The following is a 15386-nucleotide window of genomic DNA, read 5'->3' as shown; positions in this document are numbered from 1 at the left end:
CGACGTCTACGCCGGCGTCAGCGCAGCCTGGCACGCCTTCCTCGACCTCGCCGGACTCATCCCCGGACTCGGCGAACTCGCCGACGGCCTCAACGCCCTGTCCTACCTCGCCGAAGGCGACCCCACCAACGCCGCCATCTCCGCCGCCAGCATGATCCCCCTGGTCGGCGACCTCGCCAAAGGCGCCCGCTACGCCGACGATGTCGCTGGCGTGATCAAAGGTGCCTGCAGCTTCTCCGGCGACACCAAGGTCCTCATGGCCGACGGCACCACCCAACCCATCCAAGACATCAAAGTCGGTGACCAGATCCTGGCCACCAACCCCGACACCGGCGAGCACGGCCCCCGCACCGTGACCACCGTCCTGGCCCACCAAGACACCCTGCTCAACCTGCTCACCACCGACGGCGCCACCATCACCACCACCGAAGACCACCCCTTCTACAACACCACCACCCACCAATGGCAACCCGCCAACCAACTCAACCCCGGCCACCAACTCCACACCCCCGACGGCCTCACCGTCACCGTCCGTGGGCTGGACAAGCACACCGCACGCAACGCCACCGCCTACAACCTCACCATCCACGACCTCCACACCTACTACGTCCTCGCCCACACCACCCCGGTCCTGGTGCATAATCAGTGTGGATCGATGTCGTCGGCTATTGGCGAGGACAGTTTCTTGGCCAAGGCGGCGCAACAGGCTGGGCGCAACCAGCGAGTTCAGCAGGAAATGGATGGCCTGTTCAAACAACTCAGCGAAGGAAACATGAACCCTGGAATTGGCACCAAGTCCCTGGCGGGCACGGACGTGTCCTATGCTAGAGGGCGGAACGGTGCACGTCTTTTCTTTAGAAGTGTTAACGGTGGAATGCAGATTGTTGGTAAAGCGGACAAGGGTAATGAGTCGGCTGTCATCAGAAGGCTGATTGAACTCTATGGCCGGTGATCCGTTGCTGAAAGTTCAGCTCCATGGTGCTGAGGCTACGTTCATGCTTGGCGCGGGAGATGACGTGGAGACCGTGGAGAACGTGGACGTGGAAGTCACGTTTGCTGATGGCAGTCGGTGGGGCGCTACCGTCTTGTCGCTTGCTGAAATCGGCCGCATAATGGATCGATGGGAGGCCACTGGCGAGGGCCTCGGTGGGAGCTACTTCCAGTGCCCCGACATGATTATTGTGAGATGTGGTGGAGTTGTCGCCATTGCGGAGATGTTGAACGGCCTAGTTGATTCCGGCGAGTTTCGAAGTGTACTGGCGCGAATTGACATCGAGGAATGATCGGGGGGTGCGGCACGGCGTCAGACACCACCTGCCGATGCCTGCACCTGGTGGCCGATCAGAGGGCCGTCGTCTCCATTCTGGCCGAAGGCGACCCCACCAACGCCGCCATCTCAGGTGTAGTCATGGTCCCCTTCGCCGGCGATCTCGCCAAGGCAGCCCGTTACGCTGTCAAGGCAGGGGGTGGCGGGAAAGTACTCTGGACGTCATGGCAGAACTATCCGAAAGTGACCTTAAACAGTCGGGGAGTACGCGCTGGTCGGTGGCCGCCTCTACGCCAGGCATGCGGTTGACCGCATGCAGCCGTCAGGGCTCGGGGACGCCGGCTGGAGCGAGCGGACCGGGACGCAGTGTCTCACCGAACTACATCGAGGATGTCCTCGGTAGCGCAAAGGGTGTGCCGGTAAAAGGGCCGAAAGATGAGAGTAGAATGTACTTTACGAGTGGCTCGATCCAGGTCATAACCGACGATGAATGTCAACAATCGTACAATTGTTGACTCGGTCCTGATGGCGATGGACGAACTCGTCGCCGGTCGACTGACGGTTGAGGACGTGCAAAGGAGGCTCCAGACCAGCATGGGCTTGTTGGAGCGTGATGGCTCAGATATCGCATCGGCGATACACTTGGCTGAAGCCGACCTCGAAGAGATCCGGGTTTACGAGGCCCATTGACGAGCAGCGCCCTGCGGCAGTTTTCCGCCTCGACACGCTGCGCGCCGCGCTCGAGTCCGAACTGGGCGTCGACCCATCATAGTGAGTTGGTCCGTGGCGGTGGGCCGGTCGATGGTTGCGGTGTCCGGCTGGTTGTCCTGGACCGGGTTGGGATGGTTTCGGTGCGTGGGCCGGACATTCTGTGTGTCGGCGTAGGTGCCGAAATCCTCGAAAGACGCGAACCGGGGTGATTCGGTGCGGCTTGGCATGACGGTCATGGTGTTGATTGATCCTATCGGAGAGCAGCTCCGGCTGGGGATTGCGTGGAATGGGCAACGAAGATTTCAATGATCCCGCCGTCGGATGCGCGTCGGTGATCCGCAGGCCCGACGGTGCGGTGGTCACCAGACGCTCGATGCTGTCCCGACGCGCGGCGTCCGTGCGTAACATCAGGTATTCGCGGACGACGGCCACGATGAGCGATACCACGATGGCCACCACACCACACCCCACCCACCCATGATCGCCGCCTCCTTGCCGGTGCGCTCACGTGAGTACTCGCGACAAGCGACGTTCGTGTCTACAAACACAGTCAACACCACGTGGCTGGCTGCTGTTGACCGGGCGGGGTAGCCGGTCACCCGCGCATGATCCAACGCCTGCCACGTGAGGCACCGGCGTAGTGGGATTTCGAGGGATCGATGCAACTGACGGCCCAGTGTAGGGCGATGATCAGGGTCGTAGATACGGCACCCGGACGTGGGATGGCGGCCACGCCTGCCGCTAAAGAACGGCAGGCCACCGGTCAGCGTGGGTGCCAGGCGGGCAGTTGGGGCCAGCATTGTGCGGGTTTCGCGGTGCCGGGGATAGCGATGCGGACGCGGAACAGTCGACGGGATCGCCCGCCCGACATGTAGGGCAATCCGGGGTGAAGTCCGATCCATTGACGATCATGAGCTGCGGTGGCCTTGGCGTTTCGTCAATTGGCCGCAGCGGGTCGGTTTGGGGTGGAGTGTCTCCAGGTGTCCGCACGCGCGGATGATCTCGGGGCGTTGGTCGGGTGTGCTGTCTTTGAGTGCGGTGGTGAGTCGGGTGGTGCGGGAGCGTTCCTGTACGACTGTCTGGCAGAGGGAGAGCGCGGCTCGGGTGAGTGCGGTGATCGCGGTGGCGGTCAGTGCTGTGGCTGGGATCAACCAGGTAGCCTCGGTGAGCAGGTTCGCTGGCATCGGTCGCTCCCTGCGCGGTTATGGCGTGATGGTGTGCGTGCCGTCCGCGATGGCCCTGAGATTCGCGATGTCGCGGATGACCAGATGCTGCCGTCCGGTGGTGATCAGTTGGCGGACCTTGAAGATGCGGATGATCTTCTTGATGGAGTCGATCGAGGCGCCGGTGAAGGTGGCGAGGTCGCGTTGGCTGATGGGCAGGGTGGTGCCGTCCGCGCTGGGGTGGCCGAGGCCGGTGTCGGCGAGTTCGATCAGTGCCTTGGCTAAGCGGCGTTCGACGGCCAGGTCCGATTCGACGATCTTGCGGGTCGCCTGGTCGAGTTGGGTATGCGCGGCGATGAGTTGCGCGTGCATCGCGCGGGGGTGGTCGTAGAGGAACCGCAACCAGTCGTCGCCGGGCACGTGCAGTACTACGACTTCGTCCAGGGCGATGATGCCCGCCGAGCGCGGTTGGTGTCGCAGGGCGGCCATCTGGCCCACCATGTCGCCGGGTCCGCGGATGGCGATGAGTCGGGGTGGCTCGCCCGCCACGACCTTGACGTGTCCCTCATTGATCAGCAGCGTGAAGTCGGACTGTTCCCCTTGACGCATGAACAGGTGGCCGGGGGGTCGACGCAGCACTTGGCCGAGGGACTGCAGTACGGACAGCTCCTCGGCCGTGAGAACGGGCGCGCCTTGGAGGAAGAGTGCATCGGCCACGTAGCTAAGTGTAATAATACACCTATGTGGCGAGCAAGGGTTTCCCGGGGTGTCCGGTGGCAGTGTGGGGGTCAGGGGTTCGAGCCCCCTCAGCTCCACTTCTCGGGCAAGTCTTCTATGGCCGGCGTTTCGCCTGGTCGGAAGACACCTCTCATTTTCGCCATGATCCCGTCCCAGGGTCGGTGTTGATCGCGGTGTGCACCGATCTGGAGCAATTCTGGAGCACTCCGAACTGTCGAGCGGGGTGTTGATGGTCGGCGCTCGACGCGTTTGACCTGGGCTTTCTGCCTTACTTGGGTTCTGGGTGGGATGGTGCGCTGCGCGGGAGCCGTGTGGGGTCACGTGTATGTGGTGCGCGGTGGGGTCGGTTGTCGGTCGGGCGGTGGTCGGTGGTGGCGTGCTTCCAGCGTCGTTCGAGTTTCTGGAGGAGTCGGGTTTCGATTTCGGGTGCGACGTGGCTGTAGACCTCGACGAGTCGGTTGGATAGATGGTGGCCCAGTCGGCGGGCTTGGGCGATTTCGGGGATGCCGTCGGCGATGAGCCAGGTCTTGTGGCTGTGCCGTAGCCCGTGAATTGTCAGCCCGGGCCGTACTGGGCGGGTGGCTTTACGGAGATTGCCGTCGACGGCTGGCCGAAATACCCGTCGGTCGAATGTGCTGCGCCGCAGCGGATAGCCCTGTGGGCTGGTGAACACAAATGGTTCAGCATGGTTGCGAAGATGCTCCCGAAGCTTCGTTACGAGGAATGGCGGCAGGGTGATAGTGCGGGCCGACGCGGGGGTTTTGGGTGGCCCAAGACAGAGCCGCCGGGCTGACTCGTGCAGGGTGCCGATGTCCGGGTCGATGGTGATCGTCCCGCGGTCGAGGTCCACTTGGTCGCGCTGCAGGCCGGCCATCTCGCCCCACCGGCAGCCAGTCCACGCGGTGGTGATCACCAACAGCCCGGCCCACGGGCCGCCGAGCCGGGCGGCTTGGTCGGCGATGCGCAGCACCTGGTCGGGCATCGCCCAGACCCGGTGCTGCGCAGGGTGGGGGAGTGGTCCCGGCGGCGACCGCGCCGCCGCCGGTGGCGGACCGGGTTGGCCGGGATCAGCCGTTCGTCGACGGCGTCGTCCAGGATCATGGACAGCACGGTGCGCAGGGTGACCACGGTGGAGGCCGCATAGCGCTGTCGGAGCTGTTTGAGCCACTCGGCCACCGCTGAGGCGGTGATCTCGCCCAATTCGAGCTGGCCCCAGCGGGGCAGGATATGCAGCCGTAGACACCGTCGGTAGTTCTCCTCGGTGCGGGTCTCCACGTCGATCATGTCAATCCAGGTGCCCACCCATTCGGCCAGCCGGGTCCTGGCCCCGGCCGGATCCAACCAGCTCCCGCGCCGCTGATCCACGCGCATGTCCTGCAGGTACTCCGCCGCGGCGCTGCGGGTGGCGAAACCCGACACCGACCCGCACCCGGTACGGCTGCGATAGCGCACCCGCCATGACCGCCGCCCGGTCTGCTCCACCCACGCCATGACACCCTCCTTGGATCCCAAAACTGGTGGACACCGTGATGCGCCCACCCAGGCGGCACCGCAAGTCGATCAGGCACAAGGCGGTCCCGCGACCAAAGGGCACTGAGCGCAGACGCTCGCGTTCTCCTCGGCGTGGGTGGGGCTGTCGGAGTTGGCCGACGTGCCGACGTGAGGTTCCGATCTCTAGCTCAGCCGCCTTCGACGAGGCGCGGTCAGCAACAGGTGCGTAGGTAGGTCTGCAGGTCGGTGAGGGCTTGGAGGGCGCCGTCGCGGTCGGCGCGGTAGCGCACGATTTTGCCGTCGCGGCGGGAGGTCACGATGTGGCCGCGGCGCAGCAGGGTGAGTTGTTCGGAGGCGGTGGATTGGCTGATACCGGCGCGCTCGGCGATCTCGCCGACGGAGAGTTCGGTGCCGCGGGCGAAGAGCAGCATGATGCGCTGCCGGGTCGGGCTGGCCAGTGCCTTGAGGAAGTCATGCGTGGTGGGGGCCAGCCCGAGCAGTTCGCCCTGGGCGCAGCAGGTTTCGTCGGTCGGACTCGCGCGGTCCGCGCCGGCTGTCGGGTCGGCCAAGGGGTTCACCGTCCTCTCCACCCCATCATATCGTCATTTCACGAATCAACGATATGATGGATGGGTGACGTCGTCTGAGCCGGTGATCATTGTCGGGGCCGGGCAGTCCGGGTTGGCCGCCGCGCGTGCGGTGCGGGACCTGGGGCTGCGGGCGCTGGTGCTGGAGGCTGGTGGCGAACCGGTGGGGTCGTGGCCGGGCTACTACGACAGCCTGACCGCGTTCTCGCCCGCCCGCTACAGCGCGCTGTCGGGGGTGCCGTTTACCGGCGATCCGGACCACTATCCGCGCCGCGACGAGGTGGTCGACTATCTACGGCACTACGCCGCGGGCCTGGATGTGGAGATCCGCACCGGCATCCGGGTGAGCGCGGTGCGGGCCGACGGCGCGGGCTTCCTGGTGCACACCGCCGGTGGCGAGACGATCCGCGGGGCGGGCGTGGTGGCCGCCAGCGGATCGTTCGGCAATCCGCACCTGCCCGAGCTGCCTCGCCAGGAGGACTTCACCGGAGCCCGGCTGCATGTCGCGGACTACCGCAGCCCCCAGCCGTATGCCGGGCAGCGGGTGGTCGTGGTGGGGGCCGGCAACTCGGCCGTCCAGGTCGCCTACGAGCTGGCCCAGATCGCCACGGTGACGCTGGCGACCCGACGGCCGGTGCGGTTCCTGCCCCAGCGCATCCGCGGCCGCGACGTGCACTACTGGCTGCGGGCTACGGGTTTCGACCGGCTGCCGGCCGCCTGGTCGGTCCGCGCCGCACGCGGCGTCACCCCTGTGCTGGACACCGGGATCTACCGCGCGGCGTTGCGGGCCGGACAGTTGGACCGCCAGCAGATGTTCACCGGATTCGACGGCGATCATGTCCGGTGGCCGGATGGCACCGCGGAAAAGGTGGACACGGTCATCTTCGCCACCGGATACCGGCCCGACCTCGGCTATCTGGAATCGTTGCGCGCGCTCGACGCCGGCGCGCTCCGGCACACCGGCGGCGTCTCCACCACCCACCCGGGCCTGGCCTACGTCGGGTTGGAGTTTCAGCGGTCGTTCGCCTCCAACACGCTGCGCGGCGTGCACCGCGACGCCCGCCACGTCATCGCCCGGCTGGCCGCACACCTGCGCGCTACGGCTGCTACCCCGGCCGGCCGGATCAGGAACGTCCGGGCTGGCTGAGCGCGACGGTGGCCCGGGCCACCCCGGTGGTGGTCAGCCAGGTACCCACCACCTTGGCGCCGATCAAGGTCCGGTTCACCGAATCCCACAGCAGGATGGTGTCCGCCTGGGCCAATGCCAGCAGCGCGGTCATCGCCGCCGGGCTGGGCGCGATCGTGTGCTGCTGGTCGTCCTCGGTCACGATCGAACCGGCCGTCGTCCCCGTCGGGGCCGGCGACCCAGTTGGCGTTGAGAACCTTGACCTGTCGCGTCTGCTCACTCGCACCCGGCACAGGGCGCTCCCCTCAGTTCTGTTGCCACTGCCTATCGGCGTGATGAGCAGACCCTAGAACCCTGATCCGACAGGTCCGGGAATCTCTGGCGCAACCGGGCGGAGTTGACGTTCGGCGTGGCGCGTTGGTCCAGGTGAGGGGCATATGCAACGCTGCTTGGGACGGGGCTGTGCCCATCGGCGTGTCAGGAGAACCGCGGGCCACGAAGCCGCTTATCATCGTCTCCTGCAGGTACATCCGCGCGCCATCAGTCCACATGCGACTGCCGATCAGCATGGCACGGAGTCCCCAGAACATCTGATGTGACCTGTCGATCGCCGGTCCACCAAGAGGCGGACTTCGTTGCTGGGCGTGGCGCGTTGGTGCAGGTGAGGGCTTATGTCACCCTGAACCGGGGCGGAGCTGTGCCCCTCGGCGTGTCGGCACAACGGTGTGCAACGTGGACGCTTACGATGCGGTCTTGCGGGTACATCCGCGCGCCCACAGGTAGGTTCGGGTGTCGGTGTCGCGTGTCCGCGGCCGTCGCACGTGTGAGACGCTTGGGCGGGCGGAGCTGTGTTCCCAGCGTTGCCGCGACCGCGATGAGTCGGCCCGAGCCGCGTGTCTGCCGGTGTTGATCTTCCTCGAACGTATGCTGGTGTAGCGCAGCTGAGCTGTGCCCAATTGATGATCGTGAAGCCCGTGGAGCCGTAGGGTCCGCGGGCTTCGTGCTGTCCGGGGAACGTCGACTGGGTGGCTCTCGAAGCGGGGGTGTCCGGATTTGTCATGGCTACGATCCGGCGCCCTCAGGCGGCACACCGTTGCCGCCTTTCTCTGTGAACAGGTTGAGGAGGTGGTTGGGGTCCGTGCGTGAGGTCCTGCCGTGGGTTCAGCACAACCTGGGTGTCTCGCCCTGGGTCGTCGCCGTCGTGCTCTTGGTGAGCGCGGCGGGCGGGCTGGTCACGGTGATCGGCAAGTTCCTTGCCATTTGGACGGCGGTCCGGTCGGCCGATCCGGCGCGGCGCGACAGTGCGTGCCGGGTGCTGGAGCTGTTGATCCGATCGCGGTTCGCGCGGCTTAGCGGCCGCTCCGGCAAGAACTCGTGATCCCGCAACTCGGGCTCTGACCGTAGTCAACAACGCCCGCGAGATTTGCGTTTGCTAATCCTGGGCTGGGTGTCCGCAGGGGTCGGGCGGGGTTGGGGTTAGTCACAGGGGTCGCGTCGGCGGGTGGTTCGGCGGGGGCGGTCGCGTAGCGGGCCGCCGGCGCGCAGGAGTTCTTCCATCAGTTTGAGGGGTTGGGCTTGGACGCGGTACCAGCTCCAGGTGCCGCGGCGTTCGCGGTCCAGGATGCCGGCGTTGACCAGGGTTTTGAGGTGGTGGCTGAGGGTGGATTGGGGCATGTCGAACTCGTCGGCGAGGTCGCAGAAGCAGGCTTCGCCGGCGGGGGCTTGGCGGACCAGGGCGACGAGTTGGACGCGGATGGGGTCGGAGAGCGCTTTGAACAGTTGCGCCACGGTGGCGGCGTCGAGGTCGTCGAGGGCGTCGTCGCCGGTCGGCAGGCCAGCGGCCAGCGTGAACACCCCCTCCTCGTCGATCACGATGGGTTCCCGGAGTCGGTGACATCATGAGCATGTTTGATGAACGTCCGGTGAACGCGATCCTACGTGGGGGACGAGGAACTGGTAACCAAGTCCGCGGATGGCCTTGATCCATTGTGGATTGTGTTCGTCGTCGCCGAGGCGTTTGCGTAGTCGCATGATGTGCACGGTGAGGGTGTTGCTCTTGCCGGGTGGGTTGCGCTCGCCCCAGACGCCGCGCAGCAGCTCGCGGCGGGTGACGACCGATCCGGCGCGTTCGGCGAAGTAGCGGATGAGCAGGAACTCCATGGGCGGCAGGTCGATGTGGACGCCGTCGAGCCACATCTGGGGCACGGCGCCGTCGATGCGCAGCCGGCCGAGGTCGATGGCCATCGGCCGGAGTTCGACGTGGTCGGGTTGGGGGGCCAGGGAGCGCAGCAGGGTGAGCAGTTCCACGGCGCGGTAGGGGCGGGGCACGACCATGGTCGCGCCGAGTTCGGTGGCTGTGGCGGCGAGCTCGCCGGACCCGGCGCCGGCGCCGACGATGATCGGCACGGCGGGGTCGTCGGCGCGCAGGATGGTGAGGAAGTCGGTGGGGCTCAGGCGTCCGGTGGCGGGGCCGAGGATGACGGCGTCGGGGCAGGTGCGGCCGACGATGAGCAGGGCTTCGGCGGGGTCGGGGCAGGTGCGGATCTCGATGGGTTGGCCGGCCAGGGCGGTGGTCAGGTCGTGCAGGATGTCGGTGTCGTGGTCGATGACGAGCACGGCGAGCCGGTCGGGTGCCCGTTCGCGGGCGGCCAGGCAGGCGCGGCGCCGGACGTGGAATTGGGAGTTGTCCGACTCCCAGGCCTGGATAGGGGAGCCTGTCATGGTGGTCAGCCGAAGCGGCCGGTGATGTAGGCCTCGGTGCGGGGGTCGTTGGGGTTGCTGAAGATGGTTTCGGTGGTGTCGAACTCGACCAGTTTGCCGGTGCGGTTGCCGTGTTCGTCGGCTTCTGCGGTGAAGAACGCGGTGCGCTGGGAGACGCGGGCGGCCTGCTGCATGTTGTGGGTGACGATGATGATCGTGAACGTTTTGGCCAGGTCGGCCATCAGGTCTTCGATCTTGGCGGTCGCGATCGGGTCGAGCGCGGAGCAGGGCTCGTCCATCAGGATCACTTCGGGTTTGGTGGCGATCGCGCGGGCGATGCACAGCCGTTGTTGCTGGCCGCCGGACAGGCCGTAGGCGTTCTGTTTGAGTTTGTCCTTCACCTCGTCCCACAGGGCCGCGCCGTGCAGCGCTTCCTCGACCGTGTCGTCCATGCTGTCCACTTTCATGCCGGTGACCTTGGGGCCGTAGGCGACGTTGTCGTAGATGGACTTGGGGAACGGGTTGGGTTTCTGGAAGACCATGCCGATCCGGCGGCGGACCTCGATCACGTCGACCGATGATCCGTAGATGTCCACGCCGTGGTAGGCCACCACACCCTCGACCCGGGCGGTGGGGATGAGGTCGTTCATCCGGTTGAGGCAGCGCAGCACGGTGGACTTGCCGCAGCCGGACGGGCCGATCAGCGCGCTGATCTCGGTGCTGCCGAAGTGCATGCTGACATCGGTGACGGCGAGGAAGTCGCCGTAGAAAACATTGAGGTCTTTGAGGGTGATCACGCCGTCAGGTGCTCCGAGCGGAGAGGTGTAGTTGTGACCGGCGCCGGGGTGGACCTGGGGCACCGGGGCATGGTGGGACTCGTCGGCTGATGTCACAGTGGTGTGCTCCGCATGGGTCATGGGTGGTGGCTCCTGTCACCAGCTGCGCTGGAAGCGGTTGCGTAGCCAGATCGCGACCGCGTTCATGGCCAGCAGGACGATGATCAGCAGCAGGATCGTGGCGTAGGCGAGGTCACGGAACGCCTCGCCGGGCTGCGGCACGAGGGTGGCGATCTGGTTGGGCAGGGTGGTGTAGCGCGAGAGCACCCCGTCGGGGTTGAACGTGACAAACGCGGCGGCGCCGACCAGCAGCAACGGTGCCGCCTCCCCGATCGCCCGGGACAGCGCCAGGATCGAGCCGGTGGCGATGCCCGGGACCGCCGCCGGCAGCACCTGTTTCCAGGTGGTCTGCCACTGGGTGGCGCCCAGGGCCAGCGAGCCGTCGCGGATCTCCCGCGGCACCGACCGCATCGCCTCCCGGGTGGTGATGATGATGACCGGCAGGATCAGCAGCGCGAGCGCGACCGCACCGGCCAGCAGCACGACGCCGAGCGAGACCGGCCCGCGCACCACGAACGCCAGGGCCAGGATGCCGTAGATCACCGAGGGCACCGCCGCCAGGTTCTGGATGTTCAGCTCGATGAGCCGGTTCCACCACCGCAGCGGGTCGGCGTACTCCTCCAGGTAGATGGCAGCGGCGATACCGAGCGGAATCGCCATCGCCGCGGTGGCGGCCATCATCCACAACGTGCCGAAGAACGCCGACTCCACCCCGGCCGTCTCCGGCCGGATCTTCGACGGCTGGGCGGTGACCAAACCGGCGTCGAACCGGCCGATGCCCTCCTGCACGATCGTGATCAGCAGGAAGAGCAGGAACGTGCACGCGATCGCCAGGCACGACCACAGCACGAACGCGAAGATCACCGATCCCAGGCCGGCCCGTCGCCCGGACTGCAGCGGGCGGTGCTCCGCCGGGGCATCAAGAAGGGCGGTGCTCATCAATAGACCTGCCTGTACTTGCGGACCAGCCGGATGCTGATCAGGTTCATCACAAAGGTGATCACGAACAGCAAGGCGCCGACGGCGAACAGGGAGTAGTACAGGGGACTGCCCTCCGGGGCGTCGCCGGTGGCGACCTGGGCGATGAACCCGGTCATGGTCTGCGCACCCTCGACCGGGTTGAAGCTGAGCCGGACCAGGTTGCCCGCGGCCAGAGTCACGATCATCGTCTCGCCCACCGCGCGGGAGATGCCCAGCACGACCGCGGCGACGATTCCGGACAGGGCCGCCGGGAACACCACCCGCAGCGTGGTCTTCATCCGGTTGGCGCCCAGCGCGTAGGAGCCCTGCCGCAGCGCGCTGGGCACCGCGGACATGGCGTCCTCGGACAGCGACGCGACCGTGGGCACGATCATGAACCCCATCACCAGACCCGCGGACAGCACGCTGTACAACCCGTCGATGTCCACGAAGATCTCCAACAGCGGAACCACGGCGGTGATCGCGAAGAACCCGTAGACCACCGTGGGGATCCCGGCGAGCACCTCCAGCACCGGCTTGACCACGCTCCGGACCCGCCGGCTGGCGTACTCCGAGAGCAGCATCGCGATACCCAGACCGAGCGGCACGGCCACACTCAGCGCGATCACCGTCGTCATCATGGTCGCGGTGACCAGGGGGAGAACGCCGAAGGACTTGTCCTCCCATTCGACTCCGAACACCGCTGTCCACTCGGTACCGGTCAGGAAGTCCCACACGTTCACGTGCTGGAAGAAGGTGATCGTGGGGGCCAGCAGCGAGATCACGATGCCCACGGTGGTCAGCACCGAGAGCAGCGCGGCGGTGACCAGCACGGCCATGATGATCCGCTCGCCCCAGCGGGCGTGCCGCCGGCTCAGGTCCACCACCGCAAGGCCGGACCCCCCGAGCGCGTGGCTCTCCCCGGATTGGGAAGAGCCACCCGCCGTGGTTCGTGACCGAGAGGTCACTGGCCGGCCTTGGCCTTCAACTCATCCAGCGCCTTGGTCGCCTTGTCCTTCTGAGCGGAGGTCAGCGGGACGAACTTGGCCGCCGTGACGATCTCGTCGTTCTTCTCCAGGTAGAACTCGACGAACTTCAGCACCTGCGGCTTCTTCAGGCCGGCGTCGGAGGGGTAGATGAACAGCGGCCGGGCCAGCGGCTTGTAGGTACCGTCCTGCGCCGCCTTGACCGACGGCTCGACACAGCCGCCGCCACCGTCGATCTTGACCGCCTTGAGCTTGTCCTTGTTCGCGTCGAAGTAGGAGAACCCGAAGTAACCCAGGGCGCCCTTGGCCGCGGCGACACCCTGCACGGTGACGTTGTCGTCCTCGGTCGGGTTGTAGTCCTTGCGGCTGTCCTTCTCCTTGCCGTTGACCGCCGCGGTGAAGTAGTCGAACGTGCCGGAGTCCGCGCCGGCGCCGTAGAGGGTCAACGGCTCGTTGGGGAATTTCGCGTCCACCTCGTTCCAGTTCTTCACCGTCGAGGTCGAGTTCCACATCTTCTTCAGCTGCTCGACGGTCAGGCACTCGGCCCAGGTGTTGTCCTTGTGCACCACGACCGTCAGCGCGTCGTTGGCCACCTGCAGCTCGGTGTAGGCGATGTTCTTACCGGCGCAGGCGGTCTTCTCCTTCTCCGAGATCGGCCGCGACGCGTTGGAGATGTCGGTTTCCCCCGCGCAGAACTTCGTGAAACCGCCGCCGGTGCCCGAGGTGGCCACGGTGACGTTCACGCCGGAGTTCTCCGACTGGAACAACTCGGCCGCCGCGGACGACAGCGGCTCCACCGTGCTCGATCCGTCGATGACGACCGCCCCGGAGACCTGTTCTCCACCCCCGCCGGCGGAACCGCCCCCACTGTCGTTGTTGTCGCCGCCACAGGCGGCCAAGGTCAAAGCTGCGGCGGCGACGACTGCCGCGACCGGTGCCCGCTTCAGAAGGCGGTTGCTCACTGGGTGCCCCTCCCGGGGGTGTGGGTCCCGGCCCGTCCGGGACTGCTGTCCGTGCCCGCGATCGCGAGGACCCCTGGATCGAAGTTTGTCGTTCTAAACGGACGGTGAACGGAAGGTGACATCGACAACGCGGATTGAAAAAACTCGATCCAACGAGCGGATCGTCACCGGCTGATCGCCGCCAGCGCGCCCAACAGCGCCAGCACCGACTCCAGCCGGGCGGCGTCGACGCGATAGCAGGTCTGCGCACCGGACGCGCTGCGGTGCACCAGTCCGGCCGCGGTGAGGGCGCGCAGGTGGCGGTGCACGGTGGAGCGCGACCAGCCGGCCCGCATGGCCAGTTCCGCCGCGCTGGCCTGCCCCTCGGGTGCGGTGCGCAGCAACGCGACCAGGTGCAGCCGGGCCGGGTGGGACAGGGTCTGGAACACCGCGGCGATGTCGCGGGCCTGCTCGCCGGTCATCGCGTTGTGCAGGTCGTCGACACAGCGGGTGGCGCCGCCGAACAGTTCGTCGAGTCCGGCGATCCACTGGGCCTGGGCCGCGGGCATGGCCCGAGGGTACGGGTTGGATTGACAGAAGTCGATGCACACTGTTCTGCTTTCCTCCCGGCACAACGAACTTGCCGCAGTCGGAGGTGAGGACGCATGGCGCGCGCCGCCGACGGCCTTCCCACTGTTCAGGTCGTCGGTCCGCTGTATCGGCTCGGCGAGGAACTGGCCGAGGCCTTCCGCGGCGTGTTCAGCCGCGAAACCGTCGACCGCCTCGTTGAGGAGACCTACGATCTGCTCGCCGCGCAGGCCAGCCTCACCCCGCACCTGCTCACCCTCACCGCCCGCTTCGCCCGGCAGCGGCTCATCGACCACGGCCGCGCGGCGGGACTGACCCGCATCAGCGTGCCGCAGGTGCTGTTCCTCTGCGTGCACAACATCGGCCGCTCGCAACTGGCCGCCGCGCTGCTCGACCACCACGCCGAGGGGCGGGTCACCGTGCGCTCGGCCGGCTCCCGACCCCAGCCGCACATCCCGGCTACGATCACCGACGCACTCGGCGAGGTGGGGATCTCGCTGGCCCGCGCGTTTCCCAAACCCCTGACCGACGAGGTCCTCCGCGCCGCCGACGTCGTGGTGAGCATGGGCTGCGGCGAGGCCTGCCCGCTCTATCCGGGCAAGCGCTACCTCGACTGGGACATCGCCGACCCCATCGACGCTCCGATCGCGACGGTGCGCCGCATCCGCGACGACATCGACCACCGCGTGCGGGACCTGCTCGCCGACCTGCTGGACGGCTGACATGCGGTACCGTGGCGGAGCGTTCACCCACCGTTCACCGCCGATGGGGCATCCTGATGGCACTCGTCGGAGGGAGAAGCGGTGTCCAGGGTGCCCGAGGTGCTGTTCGTCTGCGTGCACAACGCCGGCCGCTCGCAGATGGCCGCCGCGCTGCTGGCACACCACAGCCTGGGCCGCATCGCCGTGCGCTCCGCCGGGTCCGAGCCGGCCGAGAAGGTCAACCCGGCCGCCGCGGCGGCGCTGGCCGAATGGGGCCTGGACATCACCGCCGAGGTACCCACCAAACTGTCCACACAGGACGTGGAAGCGTCCGACGTGGTCATCACCATGGGCTGCGGCGACAGCTGCCCGATCTTCCCCGGCAAGCGCTACCTCGACTGGCCGCTCGACGACCCCGCCGGGCAGTCGGTCGAGGCGGTCCGGCCGATCCGCGACGAGATCGACCGCCGGGTCCGGAATCTGGTCGCCGACCTGCTCGACGCCTGACCCACCCGCCCCACCGCGGCCCGT

Annotated in this window: 20 protein-coding genes; 7 read left to right on the top strand and 13 right to left on the bottom strand. The window is 66.9% G+C overall.

Going from position 1 to position 15386, the window contains the following annotated elements; translation table 11 throughout:
• From VFV67_RS08400 to VFV67_RS08390, 3 genes are all read left to right on the top strand, one after another.
• On the top strand, positions 1 to 952 hold a 952-nt coding region (locus VFV67_RS08400; protein WP_326468561.1), incomplete at its 5' end, for a polymorphic toxin-type HINT domain-containing protein.
• A gap of 64 nt (positions 953 to 1016) precedes the next feature.
• Complete coding sequence (locus VFV67_RS08395; protein ID WP_326468560.1) at positions 1017 to 1283, top strand: hypothetical protein; 267 nt, start codon at positions 1017 to 1019, stop codon at positions 1281 to 1283.
• A gap of 509 nt (positions 1284 to 1792) precedes the next feature.
• Positions 1793 to 1957, top strand: a complete 165-nt coding sequence (locus VFV67_RS08390) for a hypothetical protein (RefSeq protein ID WP_326468559.1) — start codon at positions 1793 to 1795, stop codon at positions 1955 to 1957.
• A 929-nt stretch (positions 1958 to 2886) separates the two neighbouring features.
• On the opposite strand, the gene VFV67_RS08385 is transcribed toward VFV67_RS08390, so the two are convergent.
• From VFV67_RS08385 to VFV67_RS08365, 5 genes are all read right to left on the bottom strand, one after another.
• On the bottom strand, positions 2887 to 3162 hold the full coding sequence (locus VFV67_RS08385) for a hypothetical protein (protein ID WP_326468557.1): 276 nt from the start codon (positions 3160 to 3162) through the stop codon (positions 2887 to 2889).
• Between the two features lie 18 nt (positions 3163 to 3180).
• Positions 3181 to 3858, bottom strand: a complete 678-nt coding sequence (locus VFV67_RS08380; RefSeq protein WP_326468556.1) for a Crp/Fnr family transcriptional regulator — start codon at positions 3856 to 3858, stop codon at positions 3181 to 3183.
• A 289-nt stretch (positions 3859 to 4147) separates the two neighbouring features.
• Positions 4148 to 4861: a site-specific integrase gene (locus VFV67_RS08375; RefSeq protein ID WP_326468555.1), complete on the bottom strand. Its 714-nt coding sequence runs from the start codon at positions 4859 to 4861 to the stop codon at positions 4148 to 4150.
• Positions 4789 to 5370, bottom strand: a complete 582-nt coding sequence (locus VFV67_RS08370) for a phage integrase central domain-containing protein (RefSeq protein ID WP_326468554.1) — start codon at positions 5368 to 5370, stop codon at positions 4789 to 4791. The genes VFV67_RS08375 and VFV67_RS08370 overlap by 73 nt, the downstream gene beginning before the upstream one ends.
• A 212-nt stretch (positions 5371 to 5582) precedes the next feature.
• On the bottom strand, positions 5583 to 5939 hold the full coding sequence (locus VFV67_RS08365) for a metalloregulator ArsR/SmtB family transcription factor (protein ID WP_326468553.1): 357 nt from the start codon (positions 5937 to 5939) through the stop codon (positions 5583 to 5585).
• A 64-nt stretch (positions 5940 to 6003) separates the two neighbouring features.
• Here VFV67_RS08365 and VFV67_RS08360 point away from each other — a divergent pair, with 64 nt between their 5' ends.
• On the top strand, positions 6004 to 7104 hold the full coding sequence (locus tag VFV67_RS08360; RefSeq protein ID WP_326468552.1) for an NAD(P)/FAD-dependent oxidoreductase: 1101 nt from the start codon (positions 6004 to 6006) through the stop codon (positions 7102 to 7104).
• On the opposite strand, the gene VFV67_RS08355 is transcribed toward VFV67_RS08360, so the two are convergent.
• Positions 7082 to 7285, bottom strand: a complete 204-nt coding sequence (locus VFV67_RS08355; protein ID WP_326468550.1) for a hypothetical protein — start codon at positions 7283 to 7285, stop codon at positions 7082 to 7084. The genes VFV67_RS08360 and VFV67_RS08355 overlap by 23 nt on opposite strands.
• 936 nt (positions 7286 to 8221) lie before the next feature.
• On the opposite strand from VFV67_RS08355, the gene VFV67_RS08350 reads away from it, so the two are divergent.
• Positions 8222 to 8461 carry a hypothetical protein gene (locus VFV67_RS08350; RefSeq protein ID WP_326468548.1) on the top strand — a complete coding sequence of 80 codons (240 nt, stop codon included), beginning with the start codon at positions 8222 to 8224 and terminating at the stop codon, positions 8459 to 8461.
• A gap of 98 nt (positions 8462 to 8559) precedes the next feature.
• Here VFV67_RS08350 and VFV67_RS08345 read toward each other — a convergent pair whose 3' ends face one another.
• From VFV67_RS08345 to VFV67_RS08315, 7 genes are all read right to left on the bottom strand, one after another.
• Complete coding sequence (locus VFV67_RS08345; protein ID WP_326468547.1) at positions 8560 to 8955, bottom strand: metalloregulator ArsR/SmtB family transcription factor; 396 nt, start codon at positions 8953 to 8955, stop codon at positions 8560 to 8562.
• A gap of 24 nt (positions 8956 to 8979) precedes the next feature.
• Complete coding sequence (locus VFV67_RS08340; protein ID WP_326468546.1) at positions 8980 to 9804, bottom strand: response regulator transcription factor; 825 nt, start codon at positions 9802 to 9804, stop codon at positions 8980 to 8982.
• Positions 9805 to 9809: 5 nt separating this feature from the next.
• Positions 9810 to 10580: a phosphate ABC transporter ATP-binding protein PstB gene (gene pstB / locus VFV67_RS08335; RefSeq protein WP_326468564.1), complete on the bottom strand. Its 771-nt coding sequence runs from the start codon at positions 10578 to 10580 to the stop codon at positions 9810 to 9812.
• A gap of 135 nt (positions 10581 to 10715) precedes the next feature.
• Entirely contained in the window at positions 10716 to 11618 is a 903-nt protein-coding gene (gene pstA, locus VFV67_RS08330) for a phosphate ABC transporter permease PstA (RefSeq protein ID WP_326468544.1), read from the bottom strand.
• Positions 11618 to 12526, bottom strand: a complete 909-nt coding sequence (gene pstC, locus VFV67_RS08325) for a phosphate ABC transporter permease subunit PstC (RefSeq protein ID WP_326468542.1) — start codon at positions 12524 to 12526, stop codon at positions 11618 to 11620. Before pstC ends, pstA begins: the two co-directional genes overlap by 1 nt.
• A gap of 77 nt (positions 12527 to 12603) precedes the next feature.
• A complete protein-coding gene (locus tag VFV67_RS08320; protein WP_326468540.1) occupies positions 12604 to 13587 on the bottom strand; it encodes a PstS family phosphate ABC transporter substrate-binding protein in 984 nt (327 codons plus the stop codon).
• 164 nt (positions 13588 to 13751) lie between these two features.
• Complete coding sequence (locus VFV67_RS08315) at positions 13752 to 14135, bottom strand: metalloregulator ArsR/SmtB family transcription factor (RefSeq protein WP_326468539.1); 384 nt, start codon at positions 14133 to 14135, stop codon at positions 13752 to 13754.
• Between the two features lie 96 nt (positions 14136 to 14231).
• Here VFV67_RS08315 and VFV67_RS08310 point away from each other — a divergent pair, with 96 nt between their 5' ends.
• Entirely contained in the window at positions 14232 to 14876 is a 645-nt protein-coding gene (locus VFV67_RS08310) for an arsenate reductase ArsC (protein ID WP_326468537.1), read from the top strand.
• A gap of 81 nt (positions 14877 to 14957) precedes the next feature.
• Positions 14958 to 15362 (top strand): arsenate reductase ArsC, encoded by a 405-nt coding sequence (locus VFV67_RS08305; protein ID WP_326468535.1) that lies wholly within the window; start codon positions 14958 to 14960, stop codon positions 15360 to 15362.
• The last annotated feature ends 24 nt before the right edge of the window (positions 15363 to 15386 follow it).

Source organism: Actinophytocola sp. (assembly GCF_035762905.1).
In the GTDB taxonomy this organism is placed as follows: domain Bacteria; phylum Actinomycetota; class Actinomycetes; order Mycobacteriales; family Pseudonocardiaceae; genus DASYTH01.
Note: the sequence above shows the minus strand (reverse complement) of the source record. Positions and strands in the feature narration are given on the sequence as shown.